The sequence below is a fragment of the Nesterenkonia alba DSM 19423 genome, from assembly GCF_000421745.1.
GTDB classification, from domain to species: domain Bacteria; phylum Actinomycetota; class Actinomycetes; order Actinomycetales; family Micrococcaceae; genus Nesterenkonia; species Nesterenkonia alba.
Genome location: NZ_ATXP01000007.1, coordinates 32207 through 57756, shown reverse-complemented (window position 1 = coordinate 57756; position 25550 = coordinate 32207). Strand labels below are relative to the sequence as shown.

Genomic DNA, 25550 nt, shown 5'->3' with positions numbered 1-25550 from the left:
TGCCGGTGGTGGACTACAGCTGGCCGGTTTCGACTTGTTCTTCGGTGTAGTAGCCGGAGTCGACGAGGATCTCCTCGTAGTTGTCCTGCAGGACCATCTCCACCTCGAGCAGGTAGGAGGGGACCACGATCTCCCCGTTGTCATAGGTTTCGGTGTCATTGGGCTCGGGTTCGGAGCCGGAGAGGTACGCCTCGGCGGCATCAACGGCCTGCTCTGCGAGCAGACGAGTGTCCTTGAAGATCGTGGAGTGCTGGACCCCCTCAGCGATCAGCGAGATCGAGGCGATCTCAGCGTCCTGCCCGGTGACAACCGGCAGTCCGTCCTCGATGGTGTCTCCCCAGCCGTCATTGCGCAGGGCGTTGATGATGCCGCGGGAGAGCGGATCAGCCGGGGCCAGTACCCCGTGTAGCTCCTCGCCACCGGAATAGTGGGTGGTCAACAGGTTCTCCATACGCTCCTGGGCGGTCTCCTGTTCCCAGCGCTGGGTGGCCGCCTGGTTGATGTCGGTCTGACCGGAGGGCACCTCCAAGGTGCCGTCGTCGAGGTAGGGCTGCAGCGTGTCGATAGCGCCCTCCCAGAACAGGTGGGCGTTGTTGTCATCAAGCGAGCCGGCGAACAACTCAATGTTCAGCGGACCCTCCGGTGCGTCGTCGGCCTCTTCAAAGTTCTCGTCGAAAATACCCAGCCCGTAGAGCAGGGCAGAGGCCTGGTTCACCCCGACCTCGTAGTTGTCGAAGGTGACGTAGAAGTCGACGTTCTCACTGTTGGTCAGCAGCCGGTCGTAGGCAATGACCGGGATTCCGGCATCGGCTGCGGCGTCGAGCTGGCTGGTCAGGGCCGAACCGTCGATGGAGGCGATGATGAGGACATCGACTTCCTGGGTGATCATCTGGTCGATCTGCTGAGACTGGGTGGGGATGTCGTCATCGGCGTACTGTAAGTCGACGTTGTAACCCTGTTCCTCGAGCCCTTCTTCCACTGCGGCTCCGTCGTTGAGCCAGCGTTCGTAGGTTTGGGTGGGCATAGCCACCCCCACGGTGAGGTCCTCAGGGTCGGCTTCGGGATCCGGCCCGGAGGCTCCGGCGCCCTCACCTTCACAAGCGGTGAGCGCCAATGCCATGGCGGCGGAGGTTGCCAGGACTGCCTTGGTGCGAATGTGTCGGACTGACATGGTGTCTCCTTTGAACTGGACCTGCCGGTCTGGCAGGGGTATGCGCACGGCCCCTCTGCGCGGACCTCACGGCCTCTATGCGGTGAGATGCATCACGTGATGCATGTCTCAGCAATGTTAACGTTCACATAGTTACGGATGTCAAGGGCTCGCGCGAAGTTCAGCAGCGAAGCCCCTGGTGAGCGCTTGAACAGCGAGTCAACCGGGCCGGTGAGGCAGCCCCAGGCGGTGTGTCCCAGGCGGTGGCGAGTACTGTGCCGATGGCGCCAGTGAGACCTTAGCTGCGCGCGGCGGTGGACCCGCGGATGACCAGTTCGGGGCCGATGAACTGAGGTACCTGCATCAGGCCACGACTGTCGGTCAGCAGTAGCTCCAGGGCCGCCCGGCCGGCTTCCTCGAAAGGCTGGGAGACTGTGGTCAGCGGCGGGGAGAAGTACCCGGCGGCGTCGACGTCGTCGTACCCCACCACGGAGATGTCCTGCGGCACGGTGAGCCCGTGTTCTTTCAGTGCCTTGATGGCCCCCAGGGCGATGAAGTCGTTGCCGGCGAAGAGGGCATCGGGTGGTTCATCATTGAGCAGCAGGGTCTGTGCGGCCACATAGCCGTGCTCGGCGGTCCAGCCTTCGGCTTCGACCATTTCCGGGGCGGTCATATCCGCAACCGCCAGGGCTTGCCGCCAGCCGATGATGCGGCCTCGGGCGTCATACCAGTCGCTGGGGCCGGCGATATGGGCGATGCGTTGGTGACCTTGTTCGATGAGGTGGTCCACCGCCCGTCGGGCACCGAGTTCCTGGTCAATGCCGGCGACGTTCATGTTGTTCGCCGGCCACAGCCCGGAGGTGACAATGACCACCGGGATTTTCTTGGACAGTTGCTTGGCGGCCTCGGCGATCGTGGGCACAGGGGTGATGACCACGATGGCTTCGATGCCATGGCCCAAGAAGAACTCCAGGGTGTGGGCCACCGTTTCTGGCCGGGCATCACGGATGACGCTCAAGGCCGTGGCGAAACCATGCTCCCGGGCAGCTTCCTCAATGGCCAGGGTCATCCGGGTCGGGCCGAAATCAGTCTCTCCCTGGCTCACCACGCCGATGAGGCCGCCGCGCCGGGTCTTCAGTGCTCGGGCCTGAGCATTGCGACGGTAGCCGAGCTCGCGCATAGCCCGGTCCACCCGCTCGCGGGTATCGGCACGTACGGCTTCGGGATGGTTGAGCACCCGGGAGACAGTTTGGTGGGAAACACCGGCATGCCGGGCGACGTCGATCATCGACGGCGGCCGGCTCCCGCTTTTGCCCAGTGCCACCAGGCGCACCCTTTCTTCAGCCCTCGGGAAGGACCCGCGAACGCTCACATCCTGTCATATGCCGGGCGCTGCGCCGGGGGTGAGCTTCAGCGTTGAGGGGTGGAGGCCCGGAGGATGACTTCGGTGTCGATGCTCACTTGGGCCGGTTCTTCGTCCTCCTTTGGGCGCAAGGCCAGCTCCACTGCCTGTTGTCCCAGAGTGGACAGCGGCACCCGAACAGTGGTCAGCGGTGGGGTGACATCCCGGGCCAGGGCGATGTCATCGAATCCGGCCAGGGAGACGTCCTCGCCCGGGGTGAGCCCTGCATCGCGCAGCGCCGTTCCGGCCCCAATGGCCATGAGGTCGCTGGTGGCGAAGATCGTGTCGAGATCTGCGCTGCGCCGCAGCAATTCCTCCGCCCCGGCGTATCCACCTTCGCGGGTGAAGTCCGCCTCGACGACGGCGTCGTCGTCGAGTTCGATCCCCGCCTGTTTCAGGCCTTCCCGGAACCCGCGGACCCGGTCCTCATTGGTCAGGTACTTCCGGTGCCCGGTGACAATGCCGAAGCGCTGCCCACCGCGGGCCACCAGGGCCTCGGCCAGCTGCCGGGCGCCTTCCCGGTTGCGGATCTCAATGAGGTCATATGGGGAGGGTCCCTGAGAGATCACCACGACTCGTCCCCCGGCGGCCGCATAGGCCTGCAGCTGCTCATTGAAAGCCTCTGCCTGGGGGGAGTCCGGGTGACGGGAACCGGTGACGATGATCGCCTGGGGGCGCTGGGAGCGGAAGGTCCGCACCGCGGCGAGTTCATCCTCGGCACGACGCCGTCCCACCGCCATGGTCACCATCATTCCGTGCTCACTGGCTTCATCGAGCACACCGGCGGCAATGGTGCTGAAGTAGGGGTCGGCGATATCGGCGACGAGGACCGCGATAGTCGGTGAGGCGCCTTTGGCCACTGTCTGCGCTGACAGATTCGGCAGGTATCCCAGCCGGGCGGCCACCTCTTCGACGTGCTTTTTGACCTGTTCGTTGACCCGGCGAGTACTGCCGTTGATGGCCCGTGATGCGGTCGCGATGGAGACTCCGGCGGCCTTGGCCACCTCCTCGAGCGTGACGTGATGTGGTGTAAGCGTCATGGTCCCTCTTTTAGTTGCATCGGTAAGCGTTTGCCTCTAGCCTAGTGGAGGATGTGAGCCTGGTCACCCAGGACGCAAGACTACGCGTCGAAGGATGGAGCGCCGTACATGACCGCAGAGACTGTGACCACCCCCGCATCGGGCACCGGAGAAAAGGTCCGCGTGGGGCTCATCGGGGCCGGCGGTATCGCCGGAATCGCGCACTTGCCCACACTGAAAGCGCACCAGGATCGGGTCGAGGTCGTCGGGATCGCGGACCTGGATGCTGATCGGGTGACACAGGTGGCTGATGAGTGGGGGATTGCTGGTCGGTATGGGTCGGCTGAGGAGTTGTTGGAGGCTCAGCGGCCTGATCTGTTGGTGATTTGTACTCCTCCGGTGGCTCATAAGGACGCGGTGATTGCTGGGTTGAAGGCGGGGGCGTGGGTGTGGTGTGAGAAGCCTCCGGTGTTGACTCTGGCGGAGTATGACCAGGTGGCCTCTTATGAGCAAGAAGGTGGGCCGTATGCCTCCTATGTGTTCCAGCACCGGTTTGGGTCTGGGGCTAAGCGTTTACGGGAGCATGTCGAGGCCGGGACTCTGGGGCGGCCGTTGGTGGCGCTGTGTAATACCTTGTGGTTCCGTCCGCATTCTTACTATGAGGTGCCGTGGCGGGGGAAGTGGGAGACCGAAGGTGGTGGCCCTGCCATGGGGCATGGGATCCATCAGATCGATCTGTTGTTAGAGATCCTGGGTCCGTGGGAGGAGATCACCGCTCGGGCTGAAGTGCTCGATCGCAAGATCGAGACAGAGGATTTCTCTACCGCGATTGTGAAGTTCGCCAATGGGGCGGTGGCCACGGTGGTGACCTCGGTGGTCTCTCCGCGGGAGGTTTCTTATCTGCGGTTTGATTTCCAAGACGCCACAGTGGAGGTCGAGCACCTCTATGGGTATGACAACAATTCGTGGAGGTGGACTCCGGCTCCGCATAAGGAAGATATCGCTGAGGTGGAGTCGTGGAAGCCCGCTGATAATGTGCCGTCTTCGCATAAGCAGCAGTTAGCGGAGTTGTTGGACTCGATGGCTGCTGGTGCCCGGCCTCGAGCCTCCGGAGAAGACGGACGCCGGACCCTGGAGTTCATCGCGGCGTTGTATCAATCCGCTGAAACCGGTCAGACCATCCGCCGGGCCGAACTCACCCGCGAAGGCACCTACTACCACGGCATGCACGACAACACCTACGTCTACGGAAAGAAGTAAGCCATGGCCCAGTTCGATGTGGAGAACCTCGGCACAGCGCTCGCCGTCACTGCCGGGGATACCGAGATCCTGCGCTACGTCATCCACCCGGACTCTCCCCAGGATGAGGCACCCAAGCCCTACTTCTTCCCGCTGCGGTTCCTCGACGGGGCAGAGGCTGCGGTCCGCCGCCCCTGGGATCACCGCTGGCACACGGGGCTGCAGTTCACCTGGTCCCATGTGGCCGATCAAAACTTCTGGGGTGGGCCCACCTTCCACGTCGACGACGGCTACAAGATGCGTGGCAACGTCGGCAGTATGAAGCACACCGGGTTCGCTTCTGAACCCACCGGAGGCGACGACGTCGTCTTCGACGAGACTCTCGAATGGGTCACCTCCCGGGATGAGCACTGGTTCAACGAGCACCGCGTACAGCGTGTGCACTCCCTGGACACTGACCGTGGCATCTGGGCAGTGGATCTGGACACCGAGCTGACCAATGTCTCCGGTCAGACCCTGCCGCTGGGCAGTCCCACCACCGCTGGGCGGCCCAACGCTGGCTACACCGGCTGGTTCTGGCGCGGACCGCGGTCCTGGACTGGCTGCGAGGTGGTCAACTCCAACGGTGAAGAGGGCGAGGACAACACGATGGGCTCCGTCGCCGACTGGGTCGCCTTCTCCTCTGAGCACGACGAGCTCGATGGCGGCGGCACAGTGCTGGTGATCGCCGGGTCCTCCACCTCCCAGGATGCTGAGGTGCCGCCGATCAAGTGGTTCACCCGCACCGGAATCTTCACCGTGGCCTCCCCCTCACCGGCCTTCGACCAGGAAATCCACCTGCCCGATGGCGGTACGCTGACGCTGAATCACCGGTTCGTGTTCATCGCGCACCAGTGCAGCCGGGAGGAGCTGACCTCCCTGGGAGAGGAGTTCGCCCTGTGAACCAGTCCGCCGGTACCCCCCAGCCCCCACCGAATAGTCTGCCGCGATTCCCCGGTGGGACCTCAGTCAGTCACCTGTGCGTCTACGACTGGGAGACCCCCGATGGTCTCCACGGCGGGTCCCCCCACTTGCACACCCTCTCCACGGAGGCCTATGTGGTCACCGCCGGGCAGGGTGCGGTGCAGACCATCAGCAGCGAGGGTCCCGCCGAGGACACCTTGCAGCCCGGCTCCCTGCTGTGGTTCACCCCGGGGACCATTCACCGGCTCATCAACGAGGCTAACCTCGAACTCGTTGTCGTCATGCAGAACGCCGGGTTGCCTGAGGCTGGCGACGCTGTGCTGACTTTCCCCGAGGAGATCCTCGCCGACCCGCAGAAATACCAGCAGGCTGTGGCACTGCCCACGGAGGGTCCAGAGGAGAAACGCGCCGAGGCGGCACGCCGACGTCGTGACTTAGCCATCGAGGGGCAGCAGCAGATCCTCGAAGCCTTCAACGCCGGCAACGGTCCCGAACACATGCGCCGACTCTGGCGTCAGGCCACCGCCCTGGTCACCCCCAAAATTCCGCACTGGCGGCAGATCTGGTCCGCCAATGTGGAGGCCCAAGCCGAGCTGACCCGCCGGCAGCTGACCGCATTGGAGAACGGTAACGGTGAGCACCTGGGACAGTCCCAGGTGATCCGCGGGGCACCGCGGCCCGGACCGCGCCTGTTCGGCATGTGCGGGCGGCTGCAGACCTGGAAGGCCGAAGACTTCACCGCCTGAGAGGTCGGTCACACTCCACCATTCCCCTCTGCGCTGATTCGGGATAGGTTTGTGCCCACGCAACTGGTCTGAATCTCGGCTCACGCCCTTCGACAACGCCGTGCGTGAGCCCGCACCGTGGGAGGCAGCGTGGCACAGCAGAAGAACGAGCAGACACACCAACCGAGCCTGTGGCGCCGGTATCTCGACTTCCCGCTGATCTGGAAGCTGACCATCGCCCTGGTCCTGGGTATCGTCGCAGGGCTGATCTTCGGACCGGATATCTCCATCATCGAACCGCTGGGGCAGATTTTCATCAATCTGCTCATGATGCTGGTGATGCCGCTGATTCTCTTCACCCTGGTCGCCGGGGTGGCCTCCGTCTCCCCGAAGACTATTGGTCGCATCGGCGGCAAAACGCTGCTGTACTACATGGTCACCACCGCCTTCGCCATGGTGATCGGCATCGGCCTGGCGCTGCTCATCTCACCCGGTACGGGCCTGGACTTGCCCTCCGATGCGGAGGCCGACGAGGCGGAGGCGCCTCCGCTGGCGGAGGTGCTGGTCGACATCGTGCCGGACAACATCTTCGGAGCACTGGCTGAGGGTCAGGTCCTGGCGGTGATGTTCTTCGCCCTGGTGGCCGGGGTGGCGCTGGCCTATATGCAAGACAGCAGTGATGAGCGGCTCTCGTCGATCGCTGCGGATATCCGCCGGTTCGTCGACGGTGGCGTGGAACTGGTCTTCATCATCATCCGTGGTGTGCTGCAGTACTCCCCGATCGGTGTCTTTGCCCTCATTGCCGTCGTCGTGGGGGAGACCGGCACCGATGCCCTGCTGCCGTTGTTGACGCTGACCGGAACCGTCTATGCGGGGATCGCCATCCAGATCTTGGTCTATGTGGGCCTGCTGGCCTTGTTCCGCGCTCCCGTTGTCCGCTTCTTCCGCGAAGCGAAGGAGCCGATGCTCACTGCCTTCGTCACCCGTTCCTCGGGTGGGACCCTGCCGGTCTCCACCCAGGCGGCCGAACGTCTCGGTGTCCGCCGGGGTGTGTACTCCTTCACCCTGCCCTTGGGTGCCACGGTGAATATGGACGGAACGGCGATCTATGTGGGGGCCGCGACGGTTTTCGTCGCCAATGTCACCGGAACGGAGCTGAGTCTCACACAGCTGGTGACCGTGGCGGCGGTCGGGGTGCTGGCTTCTATTGGAACCGCAGGTGTGCCGGGGGCCGGGCTCATTATGCTCACCATGGCGGTCACCGCGGCGGGACTGCCCATGGCGCCGGTGGCCTTGGTTGCTGGGATCGATGCGATCTTGGATATGGGGCGGACCATGAACAACGTCACTGGAGATCTGGCCGGTACCCGCATCATTGCCAAGACCGAGCCCGGAATGCTCGTTGATCCGGACAACCCACCCGAGGGCCCGGACGATCCGGAGGACACAGCACCCGGAGGTGGGCAAGAACCTCAGGGTGAGCAGGCACCCACCTCCGCATCGGAACCCACAGTGGACGACGACGTCGACCGCACCTAGTTCCGGGATGTTTCCTCAGCCGCTGCGCTCAGGGTAGCGGTGCGCGGCGTTCCATCTTAGGTATTCCGTACCCCAGGCTGTGACGTCCGGCTGGGGTCAGCAGCCTTGCCCAGTGTGCGTGACGGTGTCGGTGAGAAGACCCTTCAAGGGGGACTCTCGACACAATTAGTGTAAATGAGAATCGTTCGCTATAGTTGTGCTGTCTTGTCGAGAGATCTTCTACCTGCCACAGCAATCCGGGGGAACGTGGCACACAGAAGACCGCACACCGTCTATGCGCCAACGCGCTGGATTGCTGAGAAAACCGTATGAATTCATCACTCGTGACCGGCCCGGCTTCCCCACGGCGGCGTTATGGTCGGGGGGCTTCTGCCGCGGCCATCCTCGGGAGCCTGGCCCTCACCCTGGGGCTGGTCGCGCCGCACGCAGCGGCTGCCCCCGCACCTGAAGGGGTCCCGGAGGCAGACGACCGCGAGGTCACCATCGACCGCGGCCATGTCGACGTCTTTTATCTCAACCATGAAGACGGCGAGCCATACTTGGCGTTGAAGGATGACACAGTCTCCCCCTATGCAGTCCGTGACGCCGACGACGTCATCCTGCGGGTTCCCGAAGAGGCTCTCATAGAGTTCCCTGAAGCCCCCGCGGTGCCGGCCGACCTGCAGGGCGAAGAGGTCTACTGGCTGCCCGACCCCCAGGATCCCGACCTCGTCTGGCCCGGCTGGGAGTCCCAGCCGCTCGCCGGGATGGTGGAAGGCCACAGCAGCGGCGATATCACCGTGGACATCACCATCGAAGAGCTCGATGGGCCTGGGGAGGTCTACCTCTGGACTGGTAGCAGCTTGGACCCCACCGCTCAGCCGGTGCTGAGCGAAGGTTTCCAGTTCCCCGGCACGATCCACCAGGACTATCTGGCCCATGTCCACGCTGACTGGGCCTTCACCGAGCCGGGGGACTACTGGTTCACCACCTCTGCCGAAGTCCACATCACCGACACCGGCGAAACGTTCGAAACCAACCAGCAGGTCTACCACTTCTCCATCGGTGACTTCGACCGCGATGACCCGGAGCCCACGGAGACCGAATCCCCGACGGAGACGCCCACCGAGACTGAATCTCCGACGGAGGAACCCACAGAGACAGAGTCCCCGACCGAAACCGAGTCCCCGACCGAGACGTCCTCTCCCACCGAGGATCCCACGGAGACCGAGTCCCCCACCCAGCAGCCCACAGACCCCTCCCCGACGCAAAGCCCTACGACCACGCAGACCCCCACCCAGCCGCCGGGTGACGATGAGAATGATGATGACACCCCGGAGTTGGGTAATGGCGGTAACGGCAACGGTGAAAGCACCCGTGAACGCTGCTGGGACCAGTACCCCATCGACCAGGGGCACGTGGACGCCTTCTACTTCAATGATGACGACGGCGCCCCCTACCTGGCACTGAAAGATGACACGGTCTCCCCGTATGCCATCCGGGATCCCTTCGATGTGGACCTCCAGGTCAAGGAGTCCGCACTGACTCAGATGCCCACTGAGGACGTCGTCCCCGAGGGCATCCAGGGGCAGGAGGTCTATCACCTGCCCGACCCGCAACACCCTGACCTGCTGTGGCCTGGCTGGGAGTCCCAACCGCTGGGTAATACCAGTTATGACGTCGTCGACATCCACATCACCGACGTCGAAGGCCCCGGAGAGATCTACATGTGGACGAACTCCGGGTTTGGGGAGCTCTCCGAGATCCTGGCCAACGGCTACCAGCTGCCCAACACGATCCACCAGGACTACCTGGCCCACGTCCACGCTGACTGGGCCTTCACCGAACCCGGGGCCTACTACCTCACGGTCCAAGGCACGGTCACCGATTCCGGCAGCGGGAATGCCGTGGAAACCAACGAGGCTGTCTATCTCTTCACCGTGGGTGAAGAGGGCTTGTCCGATGACTCCCGTTTCGACTGCAGCCACCTGAACCCCACTCCGCCTCCCAGCGGTGACGGCCCCGGTGACAACGGGGACAACGGCAATGGCGGTGGCAACGGGGCACCGCCCAACGGCGGCGGAACCGGACCCAACGGCGCACCCGGCGGCAACGGTCCCGGAGGTGGGGGCGGCGGAAGCGCACCCACTGACGGTGAGCGCTGCATCCCGCTGGAGGAATACAACCGTCTCTACGGTGACGGCGGCTCAGGCAACGGCACTGACGACGGCGGCAACGGCTCCGGAGGCGGGGCCCAGGACGGACCGGAAGAAGGGCCCGACGGTGGGGCTGACGAAGAGATCGCCCCACCGAGTGGAGAGGTGGACTACGGCAACGAAGGCCACTTCGACGTCGGCCCCGTCTACGAAGACGGCGACTTCCGCTTCATGATTAAAGATGACCGCACCGCACCCCCGGTGTGGCGGGACTACAACGAGATCATCTTTGTCCTTGACGACAACGCCCATCGCCCGGCTGACACCTTGCCGGCGGACCTGGACTTCGTCTCCGGAGGCGACGACGTCTGGATGATTCAACAGATCCAGGAACCCGGGGTGCCCTGGCTGGGGTGGAACACTCAGCACGAAACGATCGTCAATGGCCCCGGCGGCGACGGTGTGACGATGACCCTGGAGAGCGTCGACGGGCCGGGTGAGATGGCGGTGTTCCTCAACGGGAACTTCGGCGACCTGGTCGGTGACCCGGTCTTCGACACCGTAGGTGGACCCTCCAGCTTCGAGGTCCCGGCGAACACCCACCAGCACGGCAACTGGGTCTTCACCGAACCCGGCAGCTATGACGTGACCATCACGTTCACCGCCGACGGGTACTCGGACACCGGGGTGCTGAGCTTCGAGGTCGGCAACGGCTCCGGGCCCCAAGCCTCCGGTGTGAGTGAGCAGGTGGCTCCTGCCGCCGGAGTGCTAGCAGTGGACCGGGTCTCCGACACGGTCGAAATCGGCGGTGAAGACGAGGACTCCCGCAACGGGGATGACGACGCCACCGGCGACGAGGAGAACACCAATGGCGGCGGTTCCGGAGGCGGGGGCAACGATGTCCCCGAACTGGGTGCGGGCCAGGGGCTCACCCCGGACGGGAGACCCTGCACCCTGGCTCAGACCGGTGCCAGTGCTGAGATGCTCACCGGGCTCGGGGTCAGCCTGCTGGTCCTCGGCGGAGGATCCGCGGCCCTGATGTTCGCTCGGCGCGCCCGCCGCGAATCCGAGGTGTCTGCCCTGTATGCAGCACGCTGATTGGAGAACTCCTGTGCCCCGTCGGCACCCCGGACGACGACTAGATCGGTCGGCGGGGCACAGGTCCTCTCAGGGCAGCACGCGGTTAGCGGCCCTCGCTGCCGTGGCGAGTCTGGCCCTCACCGGTTGCGCGGAGGCTGAGGCCGCCCCGGAGGAGGATGAGCTTTCGATTGTGACCACCACCGGGATCCTCGCGGATCTGACCCGCAACGTGGTCGGCGACCGAATGCGCGTGGACCAGATGGTGCCTGAGGGTGCCGACCCGCATAGCTACGAACCCACCCTGCGGGATGTGCGGACCGTGGCGTACGCTGATGCTGCGTTCTCCAACTACATGCTGTTGGAGGACCACGCGATCATCCGCACTCTGGATGCCAATATCCCCGCGGATGCGCCGAATGTCTCGCTCGCCGAATCGGCGGTGCAGTACTCCGCGGAGATCATCCCCCTGGTGGAGAACGTGTCCCTGGACACCATCTGGTTGGGCATGCGGGTTCGCGGCACCGGCGAGCAGTACGGAGCGGACCGCACCTCCCATGTGGAGTTGCGTGCCACGGAAGTGCAGGGCCCCGGGGATCTGGTCGCCTATCTCACCGAGTCATTTGGCACCCCGCGGTTCTACATCGACTCCTCGGATGGGATCGATGACGACGACGCCACGCGCCTGCCCACGAATGCTCACACCCATATGAGCTGGGCCTTCACCGAACCGGGGGTCTATGAGTTGACGCTGGAGGCGGACCTGCACGTTGATGAGGAGACCAGCGTGTCGATCGCCGAGGAAGCGACCTTCACCTTCGCGGTGGGGGTCAACCCGCACGCGATCGAGGGCGCTGAGGACGCCGAGGTGCTCACCCACGGCCACGGGGACCTCGCCGTGGATATGGATACCGAGGAGATCTACCTCTACTACGACCCCCACGGTGGTGGAGACCAACTCCAGGAGGAGTACTCCGGGGAGGACGTCATCATCGAGGTGCCCAATCGGGCCTTGCATGAGATCCCCCCGGATCCAGGTTTTCGGTTCCTGGGTCGGGCCGGGGATCAGATCTACCAGCTGCCTCAGGCGGTCCTCGGGGCCCATGTGCACGGCGAAATTGACCCGCACCTGTGGCATAACGTCTCCAATGCTCAGGCGTATGTGGAGATCATTCGGGACACGGTCATTGACTTGGATCCCGAGCATGCCGATGACTACCGGGCCAACGCCGATGCCTACCTCTTGGAGCTAGAGGAGCTGGATGAGTACATGGCTGAACGCATCGGTCAGATCCCTGAGGCCAATCGGCACCTGGTGACCACCCATGACGCCTTCGGTTACCTCGGTGCCGCCTATGACATCGACATCGCCGGTTTCGTCACCCCGAACCCCTCGACCGAGCCCTCCATGCAGGAGCGACGCCGGCTCGTGGAGACAATCCGCAATCTCCAGATCCCCGCGGTCTTCCTGGAGCCGAATCTCATCGCCCGGTCCTCCACCTTGGAGGAAACCGCCGCGGATCTTGGTGTTGAGGTCTGTGAGATCTACGGTGACGCGTTCGACGACGACGTCGACACCTATGTGGAGATGATGCGCTTCAACGCCGACTCGCTGCACACCTGTCTGACCCCTTGACCATCACCGCGGCGGATTCGCGGAAACTTCCGTACCACCCACCTGGAGAGGAGACGCATGTCTCACCCTGAAACGACCCTCTGGCGCCGGCTGCTGACCGCAGGGGCCGCTGCAGGCCTGTTGCTGACCACCGCGGGGACCACCGCGGCGGTGGCCACTGAGGAGGATGATCCCCTCGATCAGACCGTCGAACGTGACGAGGAGGTCGGTGAGGAACGGGTCGTGCTCGAACGCGGTCACGTGGACCTCGGGCCGCGTCTGATCGACGGTGAATGGCAGCTCATGGCCCGGGATGACTCCATCGCCCCACCGGTGTGGCGCTTCCTCGATGACATGGTCTTCCACATGAGGGATGCCTCCATCCAACAGGCACCCGATGACGAGCAGTACGACTTTATCCCCGCCGAACCCGGTGAAGACCTCTACCTCATCCCGCAGACCGAGGACTACGACGTCCCCTGGCTGGGTTGGAACACCCAGGATCCCGACGTCGTCGAGCAACTGGTCCGCGGGATGTCCCTGCGTCTGCACGCGGTCGACGGGCCCGGAGACTTCACGCTCTTCCTCCAGTCGGGCAACTTTGACCCGCCCCAGCAACTCTGGGACTCCACCACCTTGGAGGAAAGCGGCGCTCAGGACATCTGGGCGGATACGAACACTCACGTCCACGGCAACTGGGTCTTCACCGAGCCGGGTATTTACCTCCTCGACGTCGAAGTCCTCGGTGATCTCGACGACGGCACTGAAGGTGCCGACCGGGCGGTGTTGCGCTTCGCCGTCGGGGAGGACACGGACCCGCACGAGGCTTTTGAGGCCGAACTCAGTGAAGACGCCGTCGAGGCCGGTGACCAGGGTGAGGATACGGATATCGACACCGGTGAAGCCGGTGACACTGCCGCCGTCGATGAGGACGGCCTGCCGCTGGCGACCGTGGCGATCGTCGTCGGTGTAGGAGTGATCCTGCTCGGGGGAGCGGCCCTGGCCGTGGGGCTGCGTTCCCGTCGGGCCAAACAGGCCGCTGAGGAAGAAGTATCCGCCACCGGTGCACGGAGGGGCCATGACTGAGACCACCGATACCTGGAATGGTCGCGCTGACACGGGCCCGGCCGTGGAGACTTCCGCTGAGGAGGCAGTGCATCTCAGTGATGGATTGCAGGTCGAAGGTCTCGCCGTGGACCTCGGCGGGCGCCCGGTGCTGCGTGGGGTGGACCTCAGTGTGGCCGGGGGAGAACTGGTGGGGCTCATCGGCCCCAACGGTGCCGGTAAAACCACGCTCATCCGCTCGGTGCTGGGGCTGACTCCGGTACGCGAAGGGCACATCACCGTGGAAGGCCAGGCCAACACCCGGGCTCGGCGGGGCATCGGATACGTGCCGCAGCGTCATGAGTTCGCCTGGGATTTCCCCATCAGTGTGCACGACGTCGTCCTTTCCGGTCGGGTGGGAACCATCGGCTGGTTCCGCCGGGCCGGGGTGGAGGATTACCGGGCCACCCGGGAAGCCCTCGACCTGGCGGATATGACCCACTTAAAGGACCGACCGGTCGGTCAGCTCTCCGGTGGTCAACGTCAACGGGTCCTGGTGGCCCGTGCGCTGGCCCTTCGACCCCAGGTGCTGCTGCTGGACGAACCGTTTACCGGTTTGGACATTCCCACCCAGGAGCTGCTCACTGACCTGTTCCGAGACCTGGCCAGTCAAGGACGTGCCCTGCTGATGACCACCCACGATCTGGCCGGGGCGATGCACACCTTCGACCGGCTTTACCTCATCAACGCATCCGTGGTGGCCTCCGGGCGACCCGGTGATCTGCGTGATGCCGAGATCTGGACCCGGGCCTTCGGTTTCCGGGAGGATTCACCGCTGCTCAACGCGCTGGGAGTCAAAGATGTCTGATGTGCTGTTCTCACTGGGGATGCTCACTTTCGGGGAGTTCCTCCAAGACCTCACCAACCCGCTGTTGTCTTTCTTACCCAAGGCGTTGGTGGTCGCGGTCATGGCCGCGATCATCTGCGGGGTGATCGGTAGCTATGTGGTGCTGCGCGGCATGGTGTTCGTCGGTCACGCCGTGGCCCACTCGGTGTTCCCCGGTATCGCTCTGGCCTTCATCCTCCAGGGTTCCCTGGTGCTCGGCGGCATGATCGCCGGGGTGGTGACTGCCGTGCTGGTGGCAGTGTTCTCACAGAACCGCCGGCTGAAGGAGGACGCCGTGATCGGGATCTTCTTCGTGGCGGCCTTCGCCCTGGGTATTGTCATCATCTCTACGGCCCCGGGGTACTCCGGTTCTCTGGAGAGTTTCCTCTTCGGTTCTATTACCGGCATCCCGGATTCGGATATCTATGTGGTGGCCGGGGCGGGATTCCTGCTGTTGGGGGTGGCATTCCTACTGCACAAGGAATTCGTGGCTGTCAGTCTGGACCGGGAAATGGCGCGCTCGGCTGGTCTGCCTATCCTGGCGCTGGACATCGTGCTGTATGTGATGGTCTCTGTCGCCGTCGTCGTCTCCGTGCAGGTGATCGGCAATATTCTCGTCGTCGCACTACTGGTGGTCCCCGCGGCCACCGCTCGGCTGTTGACTGACCGGCTGGGGTGGATGATGTTCCTCTCCCCGACCATCGGGGCACTGTGTGCCTTCTTCGGCCTGTACCTCTCCTGGGCGATTGATTTGCCCACCGGTGGAACGATCGTGTTGTTGGCCACCGCGGTGTTCCTGCTGACCTGGGTGCTCGCGCCCAAACACGGTCTGCTGGGCAAATGGTTGGCCTCCCGCAGCGTGGATGACAACGACGACGAACCTCACCTTGAAGACGCTGCGCCGCCTCAGACCCTGCGCGCTGGAGAGGACGAACCTGCCGCCACACTGCGCTAGGGCTGCTTTCTCAGTTGACCGCATCAGCACCTCCACGTAGCATGAATGAAACTGAGAGTCATTCGCATTAGATAGCCGGGAGAGGTTCTGGGGTTCTCCGACGGTTCTCTTCAGCGGCTCCGTTTCCTTGAGGTAATCCCCAGCGGCGCACCGCGCCCGAGATGGAAAGTAGAAGATGACGAACACTGCAGATGTTCACGTCCCCCTGGTGAGGCGGCGTCGGCCGCGGCGAAGCCCCCTGAAGAAGGCGGCAGGACTGGGGTCGGTATCCGCGTTAACGGCGGCGTTGTGTGTTTCCGGTGCGGTGGCCCCGGCTGGGGCTGAGGAGGTCAGCCCACCGCAGGTCGACGAACGGCCGTATGTGATCGAGCAGGGTCACGTGGACGCCTTCTACTTCAATATCGGTAGCGAGCGGAACCCGTTTGATGAGCCGGCTGCCGAGGGTGAGCCGTATATGGCGCTTAAGGACGATACGGTCAGTCCTTACCAGATCCGCCGCCCTGAAGATGTGGAACTGTATGTGCGCCAGGCTGCGCTCTATGACCCTGTCCCCGACGCTCCCGCCATTCCAGAAGAGCTCCACGGTGAGACGGCGTATATCCTCCCCTTGAGTCAACAGCAGAATTTGCTGTGGCCCGGTTGGGAAAGCCAGCCCCTGGTTAACCTCGTCGAAGGGGCCAGGCAGAGCGACTACGACGTCGATATCCATATCCAGGACGTGGAGGGCCCCGGCGGGGTCTTCCTCTGGACCCAGGGCTCCTTCGGCGCGCCGGGCACTCTCATGGCAGATGGCCGTGTCCGGTTCCCAGGAACCATTGAGCAGAGCTTCCTGGCTCATGTGCACGCCTACTGGGCCTTCACCGAGCCCGGGGACTATGTGCTGGACGTCGTCGCCGATGTGCACCACCCCGGCAGTGAGCAGAGTTGGCAGACCAATACTGAGGAGTACCTCTTCTCCGTCGGGGAGTTCGTACGGACCCCGGAGGTGATCGACGTCGTCGGTGACCGCACCTATGAGGCGGGCGAGGCGGTTGAACTGACCGCGGCACCGGAGAAGGCCGCCGTCGAGGTTCCCCGTGTCGACGGTGAATGGACCGTCGTGGAGCCTGAATGGCAGTGGCAACAACTCGACGGCGAAGACTGGGTCGACCTCGACGATCAGACCGATGAGACCTTCACCGCTGAAGCCGAGGCGGGAGAACGGCAACTGCGCGCAGTAGCCACCTACCCGGATAGGTTCCTCGCCACCGAGCACGAAGTGGTCTCAGAGACCGTGCGGATCTCTGCGGAGATCCAGCAGAGCGTGGCATTCGGCGACCTGGAGGACACCTATTCCCAAGGTGAGGAGATCGCCCTGCAGGTCGTGGCGGATCCTGAGCTGGACCAGGATGCTGCCATCAGCTGGGAATGGCAGTTGCCCGGCACAGAATGGGCTCCCATCCCTGACACTGAGGGTGTTTCCCACACGCTGATTGCCGAGCACGCGCTCAACGGCACCCAGGTCCGCGCCCACGTCACTACGGGCGGAGAAGACTACGAACTCGGCCCAGAAACACTCCACGTCGACACCACCGACGAGCCCAACCAGACCGTGGCCATCTCTGGTGCCCAGGACGAATACAGTCACGGTGACCCCGTAGAGCTGTCCCTCGACGTCGAGCCCTCCACTGTGCTGGAGAACTACCAGTGGTACCTCCAACTCGACGGTGAGGAGGAAGCAACCGCCATCAGTGACGCCACCGGTTCCGAGTACTCCTTCACCTTCGAGGAGGACGTCGACGGCGCCCAGATCGTCGCCGCCGTCCAAGATGCTGACGGCGGTATCGTCTACGGTCCCTCCGACCCCGTGACCCTCCACCTGCGCCAGGATGACGAGGATGACGAAGACGAGGACGAAGACAACGGTGAAGACGAAGACGACGGTGAAGACGAAGACGACGAGGATGAAGATGGACGTGATGATGACGACGAGGATGACGACACGGAGGATCGTCAGCCCAGCAGCGAGGACCTCACTGAGGACACCTACGGTGCGGTAGACGCCCCGGAGACCGCTGAACTCGGCGAACCCATTCTGGTGAGTGTGGCCGAAGGCCACCAGGGGGAGCAGGTGCACTCCTACCTCTTCTCCGACCCGCTCGACCTGGGTGTTGCCACTGTGGACACCGACAACCAGATCAGCATCACCATCCCTGATGATGAGGACCTCATCGGAGAGCACAGTCTGGCTGTCTACACCGACAGCGGAGAGATCATCGGTTGGGACACGATCGAAATCCTTGCCAGCACTGATGACGAGGACGACGACGCCGACGATGACCAGGACAACGGCACAGAGGACCCCGACGGCAACGGGGGTGACCGGGATGAGGAAGACCCCGACGGCACCCCTGGTGACGAGGACGGCAACGGTTCTGGTGACGATGAGGATCCCAACGGCGCCCCTGGTGATGAGGACGGCAACGGTCCCGGAGATGACGAGGATCCCAACGGCGGTGGACCCGATGAACTCGGCAACGGCGGAGGCACTGGTCCCAACGGCGGGCCGGACGCAGATGAAAACGGTGGCCCCGGACCTGATGGCGACGGCACCCCAGAAGAAGACGAGGACGACGACCTCCGCTCAGCTCCCCAATCCGATGCCCGGGGCGGCGGGGGAGAAGACACCCCCGGCGGCGCTCCCGGTCAGCCCGGAGTCAAGGGCGCTGGCGGCCAGCCTCTGGCTGAGACCGGGGTGGACAACCGTGGTCTCATCGCCATCGGACTGTTGCTGCTCACTGCGGGAGCCGGTGCCGGGGCCCTGATGTTCGTTCGGCGCACCACACCCGAATGAGCCGAGGCCCAAGTGAGGCACCCGTGCCGGTGACTCAGCAGCACCTGACCACCGGGCCGCCTCGTGGGCGTTCACGGGGTGCGGTGGTTACCTTCCTGGCCGCTGTCCTCGCACTGCTGGTGAGTAGTTGCGGGGCCGGTGTCCAGACGGAGGTGACCACCGCGCCCACCCCGGAGGCCGAGCCAGCCTCCGACGGGTACTACATCCAGGACCTCGGCACCAGCACCCTGGGCCCCGCCTTCGACCGCAACGCCTGGCGGCTGCTGCTTCATGAAACCGGTGAAACCGAGGATGCCAGCACCTGGCGTTATCCCAGCCGCACCGCCCTGGAAGCCGGCCCCGAAGCCGAACTCCGCGTCCCCGACAACGAGCTCTACAGCTTCCTCGACGCTGAACCCGGCGACCACGTCTGGGTGCTCTCCGAAACTGAAGGTGGGGATACCCCAGCCTTGAGCTTCTCCGTCCAGTCACCGGAAGCACACAGCAGCATCGACACTGCAGTCACCTTCCTACTGACGGCGGTGGAGGGTCCCGGCACCCTCACCACCTACACCCAGAGCGCCGAAAGCGACCCCGAGCCGTTATGGGATTCCCGGGAGGCATTTCCTCAATCCATGGGGCTCGAGGTCGGCGGCGAGACCTCTGTGAACTGGGTCTTCACCAAGCCGGGGGTCTACCACGCCCAGCTTGCGGTGCGGGCTGAACTGCTCGATGGATCCGAGTTCTCGGATACTCAAGTCATCTCCTTTTCCGTGGGGGATAACCCCAACGGGGAACGGGCGCTGCGCACGCAGTGGGACGGGCCGGCCGCTGCGTCCTACTTCCACGCCGCAGAAGGTGACACCGCCGATCCGGGCCGTGACTGGATCGACATCACACTGCTCGCATCAGCGATCGGCCTGGCCCTCATTCTGCTGACCGTCCTGATGACGGTGACCCTCCGAACCCTGCGGCGGGGTCGCCGCCCCGCCCAGCCACCCACTGAAGAACGCGAGTATGACCACACCATCTGACGACGACCGCACCACTGAACTGCCTGCCCAGCCGGGTGAAGAGGCAGTTCCTTTTGATGACCTCATCGACGCCACCGCTGAGAACCCCGCGCCCCGGGCTGCGCAGGATTCCGGCTATGAGGTCTGGGAGGAACCGGTGCCACGACCGCGGGCCCGGCGGGGCCGCTGGGTACTGCCCACCGCCACAGGCGCGCTGGTAGCACTCGGGCTGACGATCCTCGGGGCAGGGCTCGGGGCCTCCCAGCTCGGGGCGGAAGAGTCCCAGCCGGAAGACCCCGCGGCCAATGTGGTTCGCCCCACGATGCCGGAGGACGCCGGGGGAAACGACCCCGAGCGTGCCGAGGATCCCAACCAGGAGGCAGGCATCAGCGCGCTCGTCGACCCGGACTGGGTCGAGGATGTCTCCACTGGGTCCCATATTCCAGAACCCGTCCTGGCCGCCTATGCCGGTGCCACCCTTTCGGTCAATGACAGCTTCGAGGAGTGCAACCTCGGGTGGAACACACTGGCGGCCATTGGGTATGTGGAAACCCAGCACGGAAGCTACGGGGGAGCGCGACTGCACGAGGACGGCGTCGTACACCCCACGATTCTGGGTCCGCAGCTAGACGGCAGCGAGGACTTAGCCGAGATCCCCGACACTGACGGTGGGGTGCTCGACGGCGACGACGTCTGGGACCGTGCCGTGGGACCCATGCAGTTTCTGCCCGCCACCTGGGAGGAATTCGGCCAGGACGGCAGCGGCGACGGCAGTGCCGATATCAACAACATCGAAGACGCGGCACTCTCGGCAGCCGTTTACCTGTGCTCCTGGGGAGATATGACCGACCAGGAGAACTGGATCGCCGCGATCCTGGCCTATAACCCCTCCCGGGAGTACAACCACGAGGTGGCCGAACGCGCCAACCACTACGCCAACTTCGGATGAGGGCCAGCCGGTAACGAGGCCAGGTTGGCCCTCATCCGGTCGGGTCGCCGCGGTTAGTGCGGGGTCCAAGCGGGGAAGGGGTCCTCGAATGTGGCCCACAGCATGGGTCCGGCGGCGAACTCCTCATCGGTGAGTAAGGCCGCATCCAGGGCTGCGGTGAGCCCGTGCAGGTCGAGTTCAATGCCGATCAGTGCGATGTCCTGCCCCATCGTGAGCATTTGGCTGGGTTCGGTGATCTGGTGATCGAAGCTCAGCGGCAGCAGGCTGATGACCCCACCGACTTGTTCCCAGTGGGCGGTGATGTGCGGACGTGTGGCGAGGCGGCAGAATCCCGAAGAGCGCACCAGTTTCCCGAACGCGCCGTGGTCGATCTCGCCATCGAGCAGGTGCCGCAAACGGGCAGGGTGGAAGAGGCGAGGCTGGTCGTAGCGCATGGCCATCACCGCGGGGTGTTCCACCGCGGGAGAGAAGTTCTGGTTGAGCAGGCTGATCCAACCAGGGCGGGTTTGATCGGGCGTGTAGGGCGGGGCAGCGGCCGTGGGCGCCAGGTCTCCAGTGTCCCCTAAGTGCAAAGCCGCCTGCGGGTTGAGGTGACTGATGAGCGCGGTCAGCATCTGCACATAGTCCCCAGGCAGCGACTGCCAGTTGAGGATGACAACCGTGGAGGAGTACTCGATCTGCTGCACAATGAGCTCAGCGCGGGCAATGAACTCAGTACGTTCTTCCTGTAGGTCCCACAGGCGCTGCTGGTCTGTGACGATGTACTCCTCACAGAACAGATCCGAGACCAGGTGAGGGGCGTCTACCACGCAGACGATGTCACTGAGCCGGGTGTTGTGGGGTCCATCGGTGAGCTCGCCGATGACATCGGGCATATGAGCGTGCAGCGGTAACTCCACCAGTAGTTCGGGGCCGTAGGGTGCGCGTTCCAGGCGGTGGGTGATCGCGCGCAGGGCGTCCGACTGCACAGCGATCCGTTGGGCGCTGAGCAGTTTGCGCCCTTCGTGGCGGGCCAGCCGACGGGCATAGTCGCGGCGCTCTGGCCCGCAGGCACCGACCACGGCGATGACATCAAGGGGAGCAGGCTCCATGTGGCTCTTTCATCTCGGCAACGGTATGCTTAGATGTTAATGCTAGTCATTCTCAATTGGAGGTCAAAATGAAGGTTCGCAAGTCGCTGCGCTCCCTGAAGAAGCAGCCCGGCGCTCAAGTAGTCCGTCGGCGGGGTAAGACCTATGTCATCAATAAGCAGAACCCGCGGTTCAAGGGTCGGCAGGGCTGAGCCTGCGCTCGTCGGCTCAACGCTGGGTCTTCAGCGCTGGCTGAGGCTCAGTGCTGTTCGGCGAGATCGAAGTCCTCGGTGACCAGCACGCCGTTGGCCATCGCACCGGCGAAGGTGCCTGCGCTGATGGACATGGGGACATTAGCCATCGGACTGGCGATATTGCCCGCCGCCCAGACCCGCGGATGGCTGGTCTGGCCCCCGTGGTCCACCTGCAGGAAGGATCCTGCCGGGGTGTCTGCCCGCTCCAGTTCCAGGTGGCTGAGGTATTCATCGTTGGGGATGACCTGACCCAGGGTGAAGATGGCGTCGAGTTCCTGGGTGAATCCATCCTCTGTCACCACGGTGGCGGGCCCCTCGGGGTCACCACGGAGTTCTGTCACTGGCCTGGGGTCAATGTGGATGCCTCGGGATTCCAGCCGCCGGGTTGTGGCGGCGTCGAGCTCCCCGGCTCCGGCGCTGAAGAAGGTGAGGTTCTGTGTCCACTGGCGGAGTAGTTCAGCGTGGTGCAGTCCCATGGGGCTCAGGGCAAGCACCCCGATGCGCTGGCCGGCATACTCGGTGCCGTGGCAGTAGGGGCAGTGCAGTACTGTCTTTCCCCACCGCTGGTGCAGGCCGGGGATCTCTGGGAGGAGATCTCTCACCCCCGAGGCAGCAATCACCGCACGGGTGGTCAGGACTGCTCCATTGGCGAGGGAGACCTCTAGGGTGTGTGGAGCCGGCTGTTCAGGCGTCGGGGGTTGGGTCACCTGGAGAACTTCAGCAATGCGGAACTGCACACCGTAGCTGCCGGCCTCTTCCCGCCCGCGGGCCAGAAGATCGAGGGGATTGGTTCCCTCCTGGCCGAGCACAGTGTGCATGTGTTCGGCAAAGCGATTGCGGGGTTGACCGGTGTCCAATACAAGGGTGCGGCGTAGAGCCCGTCCCAAGGCCAGTGCGGCGCTGAGTCCCGCCGAGCCGCCGCCGATCACAATGGCATCCCAGATGCGTGGTTCCGTCATGTCCTCAAACTACTGCAATTGAGAATTACTAGCAATAGTGGGAACGGTGAAGACTTCGGGGTGAAAGAGCGGGCAGGGAGACCGGACGGCTGGGACCGCGCGGCAGAGACCGGACGGCTGGGATCGGACGGCTGGGACCGGACGGCTGGGACCGGACGGCTGGGACCGCCCGGCTCAGTGCGAGGATGACGCTCAGCTCCTCCGGCGGCGGATCTCCTCGATCATTTGCGGCAGCACCTCATTGAGATCTCCGACGACGCCGAAATCAGCGATCTCGAAGACCGGGGCGTCTTCATCCTTGTTGATGGCCACGATTGTGCCGGAGGTCTGCATACCGGCCTTCTGTTGGATTGCACCGGAGATCCCCACCGAGATGTACAACTGTGGTGAGACGGTCACTCCGGTCTGACCCACTTGGGCGGAGTGGTCGATCCACCCGGCATCAGTCGCCGCGCGGGAGGCGCCGATCGCCGCGCCGAGTTCATCGGCGAGCTCCTCGATGAGGCTCAAATCGCCGTCGATTCCGCGCCCGGCGGCCACCACCACCCGTGCCTCCGTCAGCGGTGGGCGGCCCGTGGAGGGCAGCTGTTCGGAAGCCAGCACCTCCGTCTGTTGGGAGGGGCCCACGGGCAGGGAGGTGACTTCTTGGGGGTGCCCGGGGACCACGACAGACTCCACACTGTTCGGTTTCAACGTGACGATGAGCGGACCCTCCCCGGTGACCTGCGACGTCGTCGTGTACGCCCCGGCAAGCACCTGCTTGGTCACCACCAGATCCGGGCTGATGTCCGTAGCGGAGGTGATGAGCCCGGTCTCCGCCCGCACCGCAAGCCGGGCCAGAGCGTCGACGGCATCCGGGGTATCGGCACCGAGGACGACGTCGGCATGGGACTCCGCCAGCGCCGTCTCCAGTAGATCGGCTAGGGCGGCATCCGGGGGCTCGATCAGCCCGGTGCCGGTGTAGATGTCATGGATCCCCTTCACCGACAACGGCTGCGGGACTACCTGCGGGTCCGCACCGGTGACCACGTGCACCGCGCCGATCCGCCCGGCCAGCGAGAGCAGTTCCCGCTGGGCACCGGAGAGCTCTTCGTCCAAGCGGTCAAAGAACACCAGAACATTGGTCACAGCAGACGCTCCTTCACCAGGTAGTCCACGATCTTGGCACCGGCATCGCCCTCATCAGTGATGATCTGCCCGGAGGTCCGCGGGGGCCGTGCCGCAGCAGTGAGCACCTCCACCCGGGAGGTCACCGCAGAAGCCGCCACACCCAGGTCGGTGAGAGCCCAGGTGGTGACCGGTTTCTTCTTCGCCGCCATGATCGCTTTGAAGTTCGGGTAGCGGGGGTCGTTGGCCTGGTCGGTCACCGAGACCACCGCCGGTAAGCGAACATCGAGCCGTTGCTGGACGTCACCGGAAATCCGGGCAACCACCAGGTGCCCGGTGGTCAGGCTCAGCTCAGTGGCCTGGGTCAGTGCCGGTACGCCGAGCCGCTCGGCCAGCTGCGCGGGGACTGCACCGGATTCGCCGTCCTCAGAACTCATCCCGGTGAGGATGAGCTGTTCAGCGGGCTCATCGGCGTCGAACTCGGCAGTCTCGAAGATCTTCTGTACCGCAGCGGCGGCCGCGGCTGAGGTGGCGAAGATATCGGCCCCGGCCAGGGCGTCGTCGGCGAGGTGGAAGGCCTCATCGGCTCCGAGCTGCAACGCTTTCTTCAGGGCGGTGCTGGCTCCGGCGGGGCCCACGGTCAGGGCGGAGACCCGGACACTGCGCTCCGGCAGGCTCTCGCGGAGCTGGAGGGCTGCCTCAATGGGGTGCTCGTCGAGCTCGCCGAGGATACCCTCGGAGCGGTCCAGCCGGCGCTGCTCGGTGAAGCGGCGCTCCAGCTGCGCGTCGGGCACCCATTTGACCAGGGTGATGATGTGGACAGGTCGGGACATGTTCCCATCGTCGCACGACGCCGGGACAACTGGCTCAGCAGGCTACGTTCTGTAACGCGTGCACAGGTAGGGATGCAGGAGGGATCGGTGGCCATAGGCAGCAGGGATCATTCTGAGTCCGGGTCAGGCGGGCTGGCAATACCGGGTCTCCGCACTGCGGAAAAGCGGCGGAATCACACGATGGATTCGGGCAGCGTGGAGCCAGCGTCCAGATTCACGTAGATACGGTGACACCAACTGACCGAAGAGAGTCCTGAAAGAAAGACAGAGCCTGAAGGAGGCTTACGTCATGAGTCAGCAATCCCAGCCCAATGATCCGGCACAGCAGGCCGGAGCCACTCCGTACCAGGGGTTCGATCAGCCCGGCACGGACCCCCAGGGTCAGCACGGCACCGCCCCGGGGGTTCCCGGTGAGCCGCTGGCCACCAAGGAAAACGACACCGTCTCCATGGTGTTGGGGATCGTCTCCATCGTGGCCGCCGTGCTCCTGGGTCTGCTCTTTGGCATGTTCGGTGGCATTGTCGCGATCATCCTGGGGATCATCGCCGTGGTGCTCGCCGGTAAGGCAGAGAAGGAAGGCCGCCAGGCCAAAGTCGGTAAGATCACCGGTTGGATCGGCCTGGGACTGGGAACACTGAGTGTGATCCTCGGGGTCATCGGACTGATCTTCCTCGCCAGCCAGGGCGTCATCTAGCCTTCTGTCACCACCCTGGATCCCTCTGAGCTGCCCTGGTGGTGTGACCGGCGTATGACGCCGGTGTGCTTTGTCCACACGGCCGGTTTCGAGGTCGGGGATACGATGTG

21 protein-coding genes are annotated in these 25550 nt (G+C 64.3%); 14 read left to right on the top strand and 7 right to left on the bottom strand.

Features of this window, described 5'->3' with window-relative positions:
• Positions 1-13: 13 nt before the first annotated feature.
• From chvE to H578_RS0106855, 3 genes are all read right to left on the bottom strand, one after another.
• Complete coding sequence (chvE, locus tag H578_RS0106865) at positions 14-1171, bottom strand: multiple monosaccharide ABC transporter substrate-binding protein (RefSeq protein WP_022872954.1); 1158 nt, start codon at positions 1169-1171, stop codon at positions 14-16.
• 277 nt (positions 1172-1448) lie between these two features.
• Positions 1449-2474, bottom strand: coding sequence for a LacI family DNA-binding transcriptional regulator (locus H578_RS0106860; protein ID WP_022872953.1), 1026 nt, complete (start codon positions 2472-2474; stop codon positions 1449-1451).
• Between the two features lie 86 nt (positions 2475-2560).
• Positions 2561-3592, bottom strand: coding sequence for a LacI family DNA-binding transcriptional regulator (locus tag H578_RS0106855; protein WP_022872952.1), 1032 nt, complete (start codon positions 3590-3592; stop codon positions 2561-2563).
• 108 nt (positions 3593-3700) lie between these two features.
• Between H578_RS0106855 and H578_RS13925 the strand changes: the two genes are divergently transcribed.
• The 12 genes from H578_RS13925 (at position 3701) to H578_RS13910 (ending at position 20523) form a co-directional block, all read left to right on the top strand.
• Positions 3701-4831 (top strand): Gfo/Idh/MocA family protein, encoded by a 1131-nt coding sequence (locus H578_RS13925; protein ID WP_022872951.1) that lies wholly within the window; start codon positions 3701-3703, stop codon positions 4829-4831.
• Between the two features lie 3 nt (positions 4832-4834).
• The gene (locus H578_RS0106845; RefSeq protein ID WP_022872950.1) at positions 4835-5752 is read left to right on the top strand and encodes a DUF6807 domain-containing protein; all 918 of its coding nucleotides are present in this window, start codon (positions 4835-4837) and stop codon (positions 5750-5752) included.
• Complete coding sequence (locus H578_RS0106840; RefSeq protein WP_022872949.1) at positions 5749-6519, top strand: cupin domain-containing protein; 771 nt, start codon at positions 5749-5751, stop codon at positions 6517-6519. The genes H578_RS0106845 and H578_RS0106840 overlap by 4 nt, the downstream gene beginning before the upstream one ends.
• 129 nt (positions 6520-6648) lie before the next feature.
• Positions 6649-8037, top strand: coding sequence for a dicarboxylate/amino acid:cation symporter (locus H578_RS0106835; RefSeq protein WP_022872948.1), 1389 nt, complete (start codon positions 6649-6651; stop codon positions 8035-8037).
• 308 nt (positions 8038-8345) lie between these two features.
• Positions 8346-11270, top strand: coding sequence for a TIGR03773 family transporter-associated surface protein (locus H578_RS0106830; RefSeq protein WP_022872947.1), 2925 nt, complete (start codon positions 8346-8348; stop codon positions 11268-11270).
• A 103-nt stretch (positions 11271-11373) separates the two neighbouring features.
• Positions 11374-12885: an anchored repeat ABC transporter, substrate-binding protein gene (locus H578_RS0106825; protein ID WP_022872946.1), complete on the top strand. Its 1512-nt coding sequence runs from the start codon at positions 11374-11376 to the stop codon at positions 12883-12885.
• Positions 12886-12942: 57 nt separating this feature from the next.
• Positions 12943-13950 (top strand): choice-of-anchor M domain-containing protein, encoded by a 1008-nt coding sequence (locus H578_RS0106820; protein ID WP_022872945.1) that lies wholly within the window; start codon positions 12943-12945, stop codon positions 13948-13950.
• Positions 13943-14776, top strand: a complete 834-nt coding sequence (locus H578_RS0106815) for an anchored repeat-type ABC transporter ATP-binding subunit (RefSeq protein ID WP_022872944.1) — start codon at positions 13943-13945, stop codon at positions 14774-14776. Before H578_RS0106820 ends, H578_RS0106815 begins: the two co-directional genes overlap by 8 nt.
• Positions 14769-15749 (top strand): anchored repeat-type ABC transporter permease subunit, encoded by a 981-nt coding sequence (locus tag H578_RS13920; protein WP_022872943.1) that lies wholly within the window; start codon positions 14769-14771, stop codon positions 15747-15749. Before H578_RS0106815 ends, H578_RS13920 begins: the two co-directional genes overlap by 8 nt.
• Before the next feature lie 175 nt (positions 15750-15924).
• Positions 15925-18582, top strand: coding sequence for a choice-of-anchor M domain-containing protein (locus tag H578_RS0106805; protein ID WP_156837246.1), 2658 nt, complete (start codon positions 15925-15927; stop codon positions 18580-18582).
• 29 nt (positions 18583-18611) lie between these two features.
• A complete protein-coding gene (locus H578_RS15595; protein ID WP_169558507.1) occupies positions 18612-19595 on the top strand; it encodes a choice-of-anchor M domain-containing protein in 984 nt (327 codons plus the stop codon).
• A complete protein-coding gene (locus tag H578_RS13910) occupies positions 19579-20523 on the top strand; it encodes a lytic transglycosylase domain-containing protein (RefSeq protein WP_022872940.1) in 945 nt (314 codons plus the stop codon). Before H578_RS15595 ends, H578_RS13910 begins: the two co-directional genes overlap by 17 nt.
• A gap of 53 nt (positions 20524-20576) precedes the next feature.
• Here H578_RS13910 and H578_RS0106785 read toward each other — a convergent pair whose 3' ends face one another.
• Complete coding sequence (locus H578_RS0106785) at positions 20577-21614, bottom strand: GTP-binding protein (protein ID WP_022872939.1); 1038 nt, start codon at positions 21612-21614, stop codon at positions 20577-20579.
• A 68-nt stretch (positions 21615-21682) separates the two neighbouring features.
• On the opposite strand from H578_RS0106785, the gene ykgO reads away from it, so the two are divergent.
• On the top strand, positions 21683-21805 hold the full coding sequence (ykgO, locus tag H578_RS15920; RefSeq protein ID WP_084710041.1) for a type B 50S ribosomal protein L36: 123 nt from the start codon (positions 21683-21685) through the stop codon (positions 21803-21805).
• A 47-nt stretch (positions 21806-21852) separates the two neighbouring features.
• On the opposite strand, the gene H578_RS0106780 is transcribed toward ykgO, so the two are convergent.
• From H578_RS0106780 to H578_RS0106770, 3 genes are all read right to left on the bottom strand, one after another.
• Positions 21853-22806 (bottom strand): NAD(P)/FAD-dependent oxidoreductase, encoded by a 954-nt coding sequence (locus H578_RS0106780; RefSeq protein ID WP_022872938.1) that lies wholly within the window; start codon positions 22804-22806, stop codon positions 21853-21855.
• A 192-nt stretch (positions 22807-22998) separates the two neighbouring features.
• Entirely contained in the window at positions 22999-23934 is a 936-nt protein-coding gene (locus H578_RS0106775; RefSeq protein WP_022872937.1) for an electron transfer flavoprotein subunit alpha/FixB family protein, read from the bottom strand.
• Complete coding sequence (locus tag H578_RS0106770; RefSeq protein ID WP_022872936.1) at positions 23931-24746, bottom strand: electron transfer flavoprotein subunit beta/FixA family protein; 816 nt, start codon at positions 24744-24746, stop codon at positions 23931-23933. Before H578_RS0106770 ends, H578_RS0106775 begins: the two co-directional genes overlap by 4 nt.
• Positions 24747-25035: 289 nt before the next feature.
• Here H578_RS0106770 and H578_RS0106765 point away from each other — a divergent pair, with 289 nt between their 5' ends.
• The gene (locus H578_RS0106765) at positions 25036-25440 is read left to right on the top strand and encodes a DUF4190 domain-containing protein (RefSeq protein WP_022872935.1); all 405 of its coding nucleotides are present in this window, start codon (positions 25036-25038) and stop codon (positions 25438-25440) included.
• Positions 25441-25550 lie beyond the last annotated feature (110 nt).

Excerpts from the sequence above, each read along its gene's own strand:
- chvE (WP_022872954.1), bottom strand. The coding sequence starts at position 1,171 with ATGTCAGTCCGACACATTCGCACCAAGGCAGTCCTGGCAACCTCCGCC.
- H578_RS0106855 (WP_022872952.1), bottom strand. The coding sequence starts at position 3,592 with ATGACGCTTACACCACATCACGTCACGCTCGAGGAGGTGGCCAAGGCC.
- H578_RS13925 (WP_022872951.1), top strand. The coding sequence starts at position 3,701 with ATGACCGCAGAGACTGTGACCACCCCCGCATCGGGCACCGGAGAAAAG.
- H578_RS0106845 (WP_022872950.1), top strand. The coding sequence starts at position 4,835 with ATGGCCCAGTTCGATGTGGAGAACCTCGGCACAGCGCTCGCCGTCACT.
- H578_RS0106830 (WP_022872947.1), top strand. The coding sequence starts at position 8,346 with ATGAATTCATCACTCGTGACCGGCCCGGCTTCCCCACGGCGGCGTTAT.
- H578_RS0106820 (WP_022872945.1), top strand. The coding sequence starts at position 12,943 with ATGTCTCACCCTGAAACGACCCTCTGGCGCCGGCTGCTGACCGCAGGG.
- H578_RS0106815 (WP_022872944.1), top strand. The coding sequence starts at position 13,943 with ATGACTGAGACCACCGATACCTGGAATGGTCGCGCTGACACGGGCCCG.
- H578_RS13920 (WP_022872943.1), top strand. The coding sequence starts at position 14,769 with ATGTCTGATGTGCTGTTCTCACTGGGGATGCTCACTTTCGGGGAGTTC.
- H578_RS0106805 (WP_156837246.1), top strand. The coding sequence starts at position 15,925 with ATGACGAACACTGCAGATGTTCACGTCCCCCTGGTGAGGCGGCGTCGG.
- H578_RS13910 (WP_022872940.1), top strand. The coding sequence starts at position 19,579 with ATGACCACACCATCTGACGACGACCGCACCACTGAACTGCCTGCCCAG.
- H578_RS0106785 (WP_022872939.1), bottom strand. The coding sequence starts at position 21,614 with ATGGAGCCTGCTCCCCTTGATGTCATCGCCGTGGTCGGTGCCTGCGGG.
- ykgO (WP_084710041.1), top strand. The coding sequence starts at position 21,683 with ATGAAGGTTCGCAAGTCGCTGCGCTCCCTGAAGAAGCAGCCCGGCGCT.
- H578_RS0106780 (WP_022872938.1), bottom strand. The coding sequence starts at position 22,806 with ATGACGGAACCACGCATCTGGGATGCCATTGTGATCGGCGGCGGCTCG.
- H578_RS0106770 (WP_022872936.1), bottom strand. The coding sequence starts at position 24,746 with ATGTCCCGACCTGTCCACATCATCACCCTGGTCAAATGGGTGCCCGAC.
- H578_RS0106765 (WP_022872935.1), top strand. The coding sequence starts at position 25,036 with ATGAGTCAGCAATCCCAGCCCAATGATCCGGCACAGCAGGCCGGAGCC.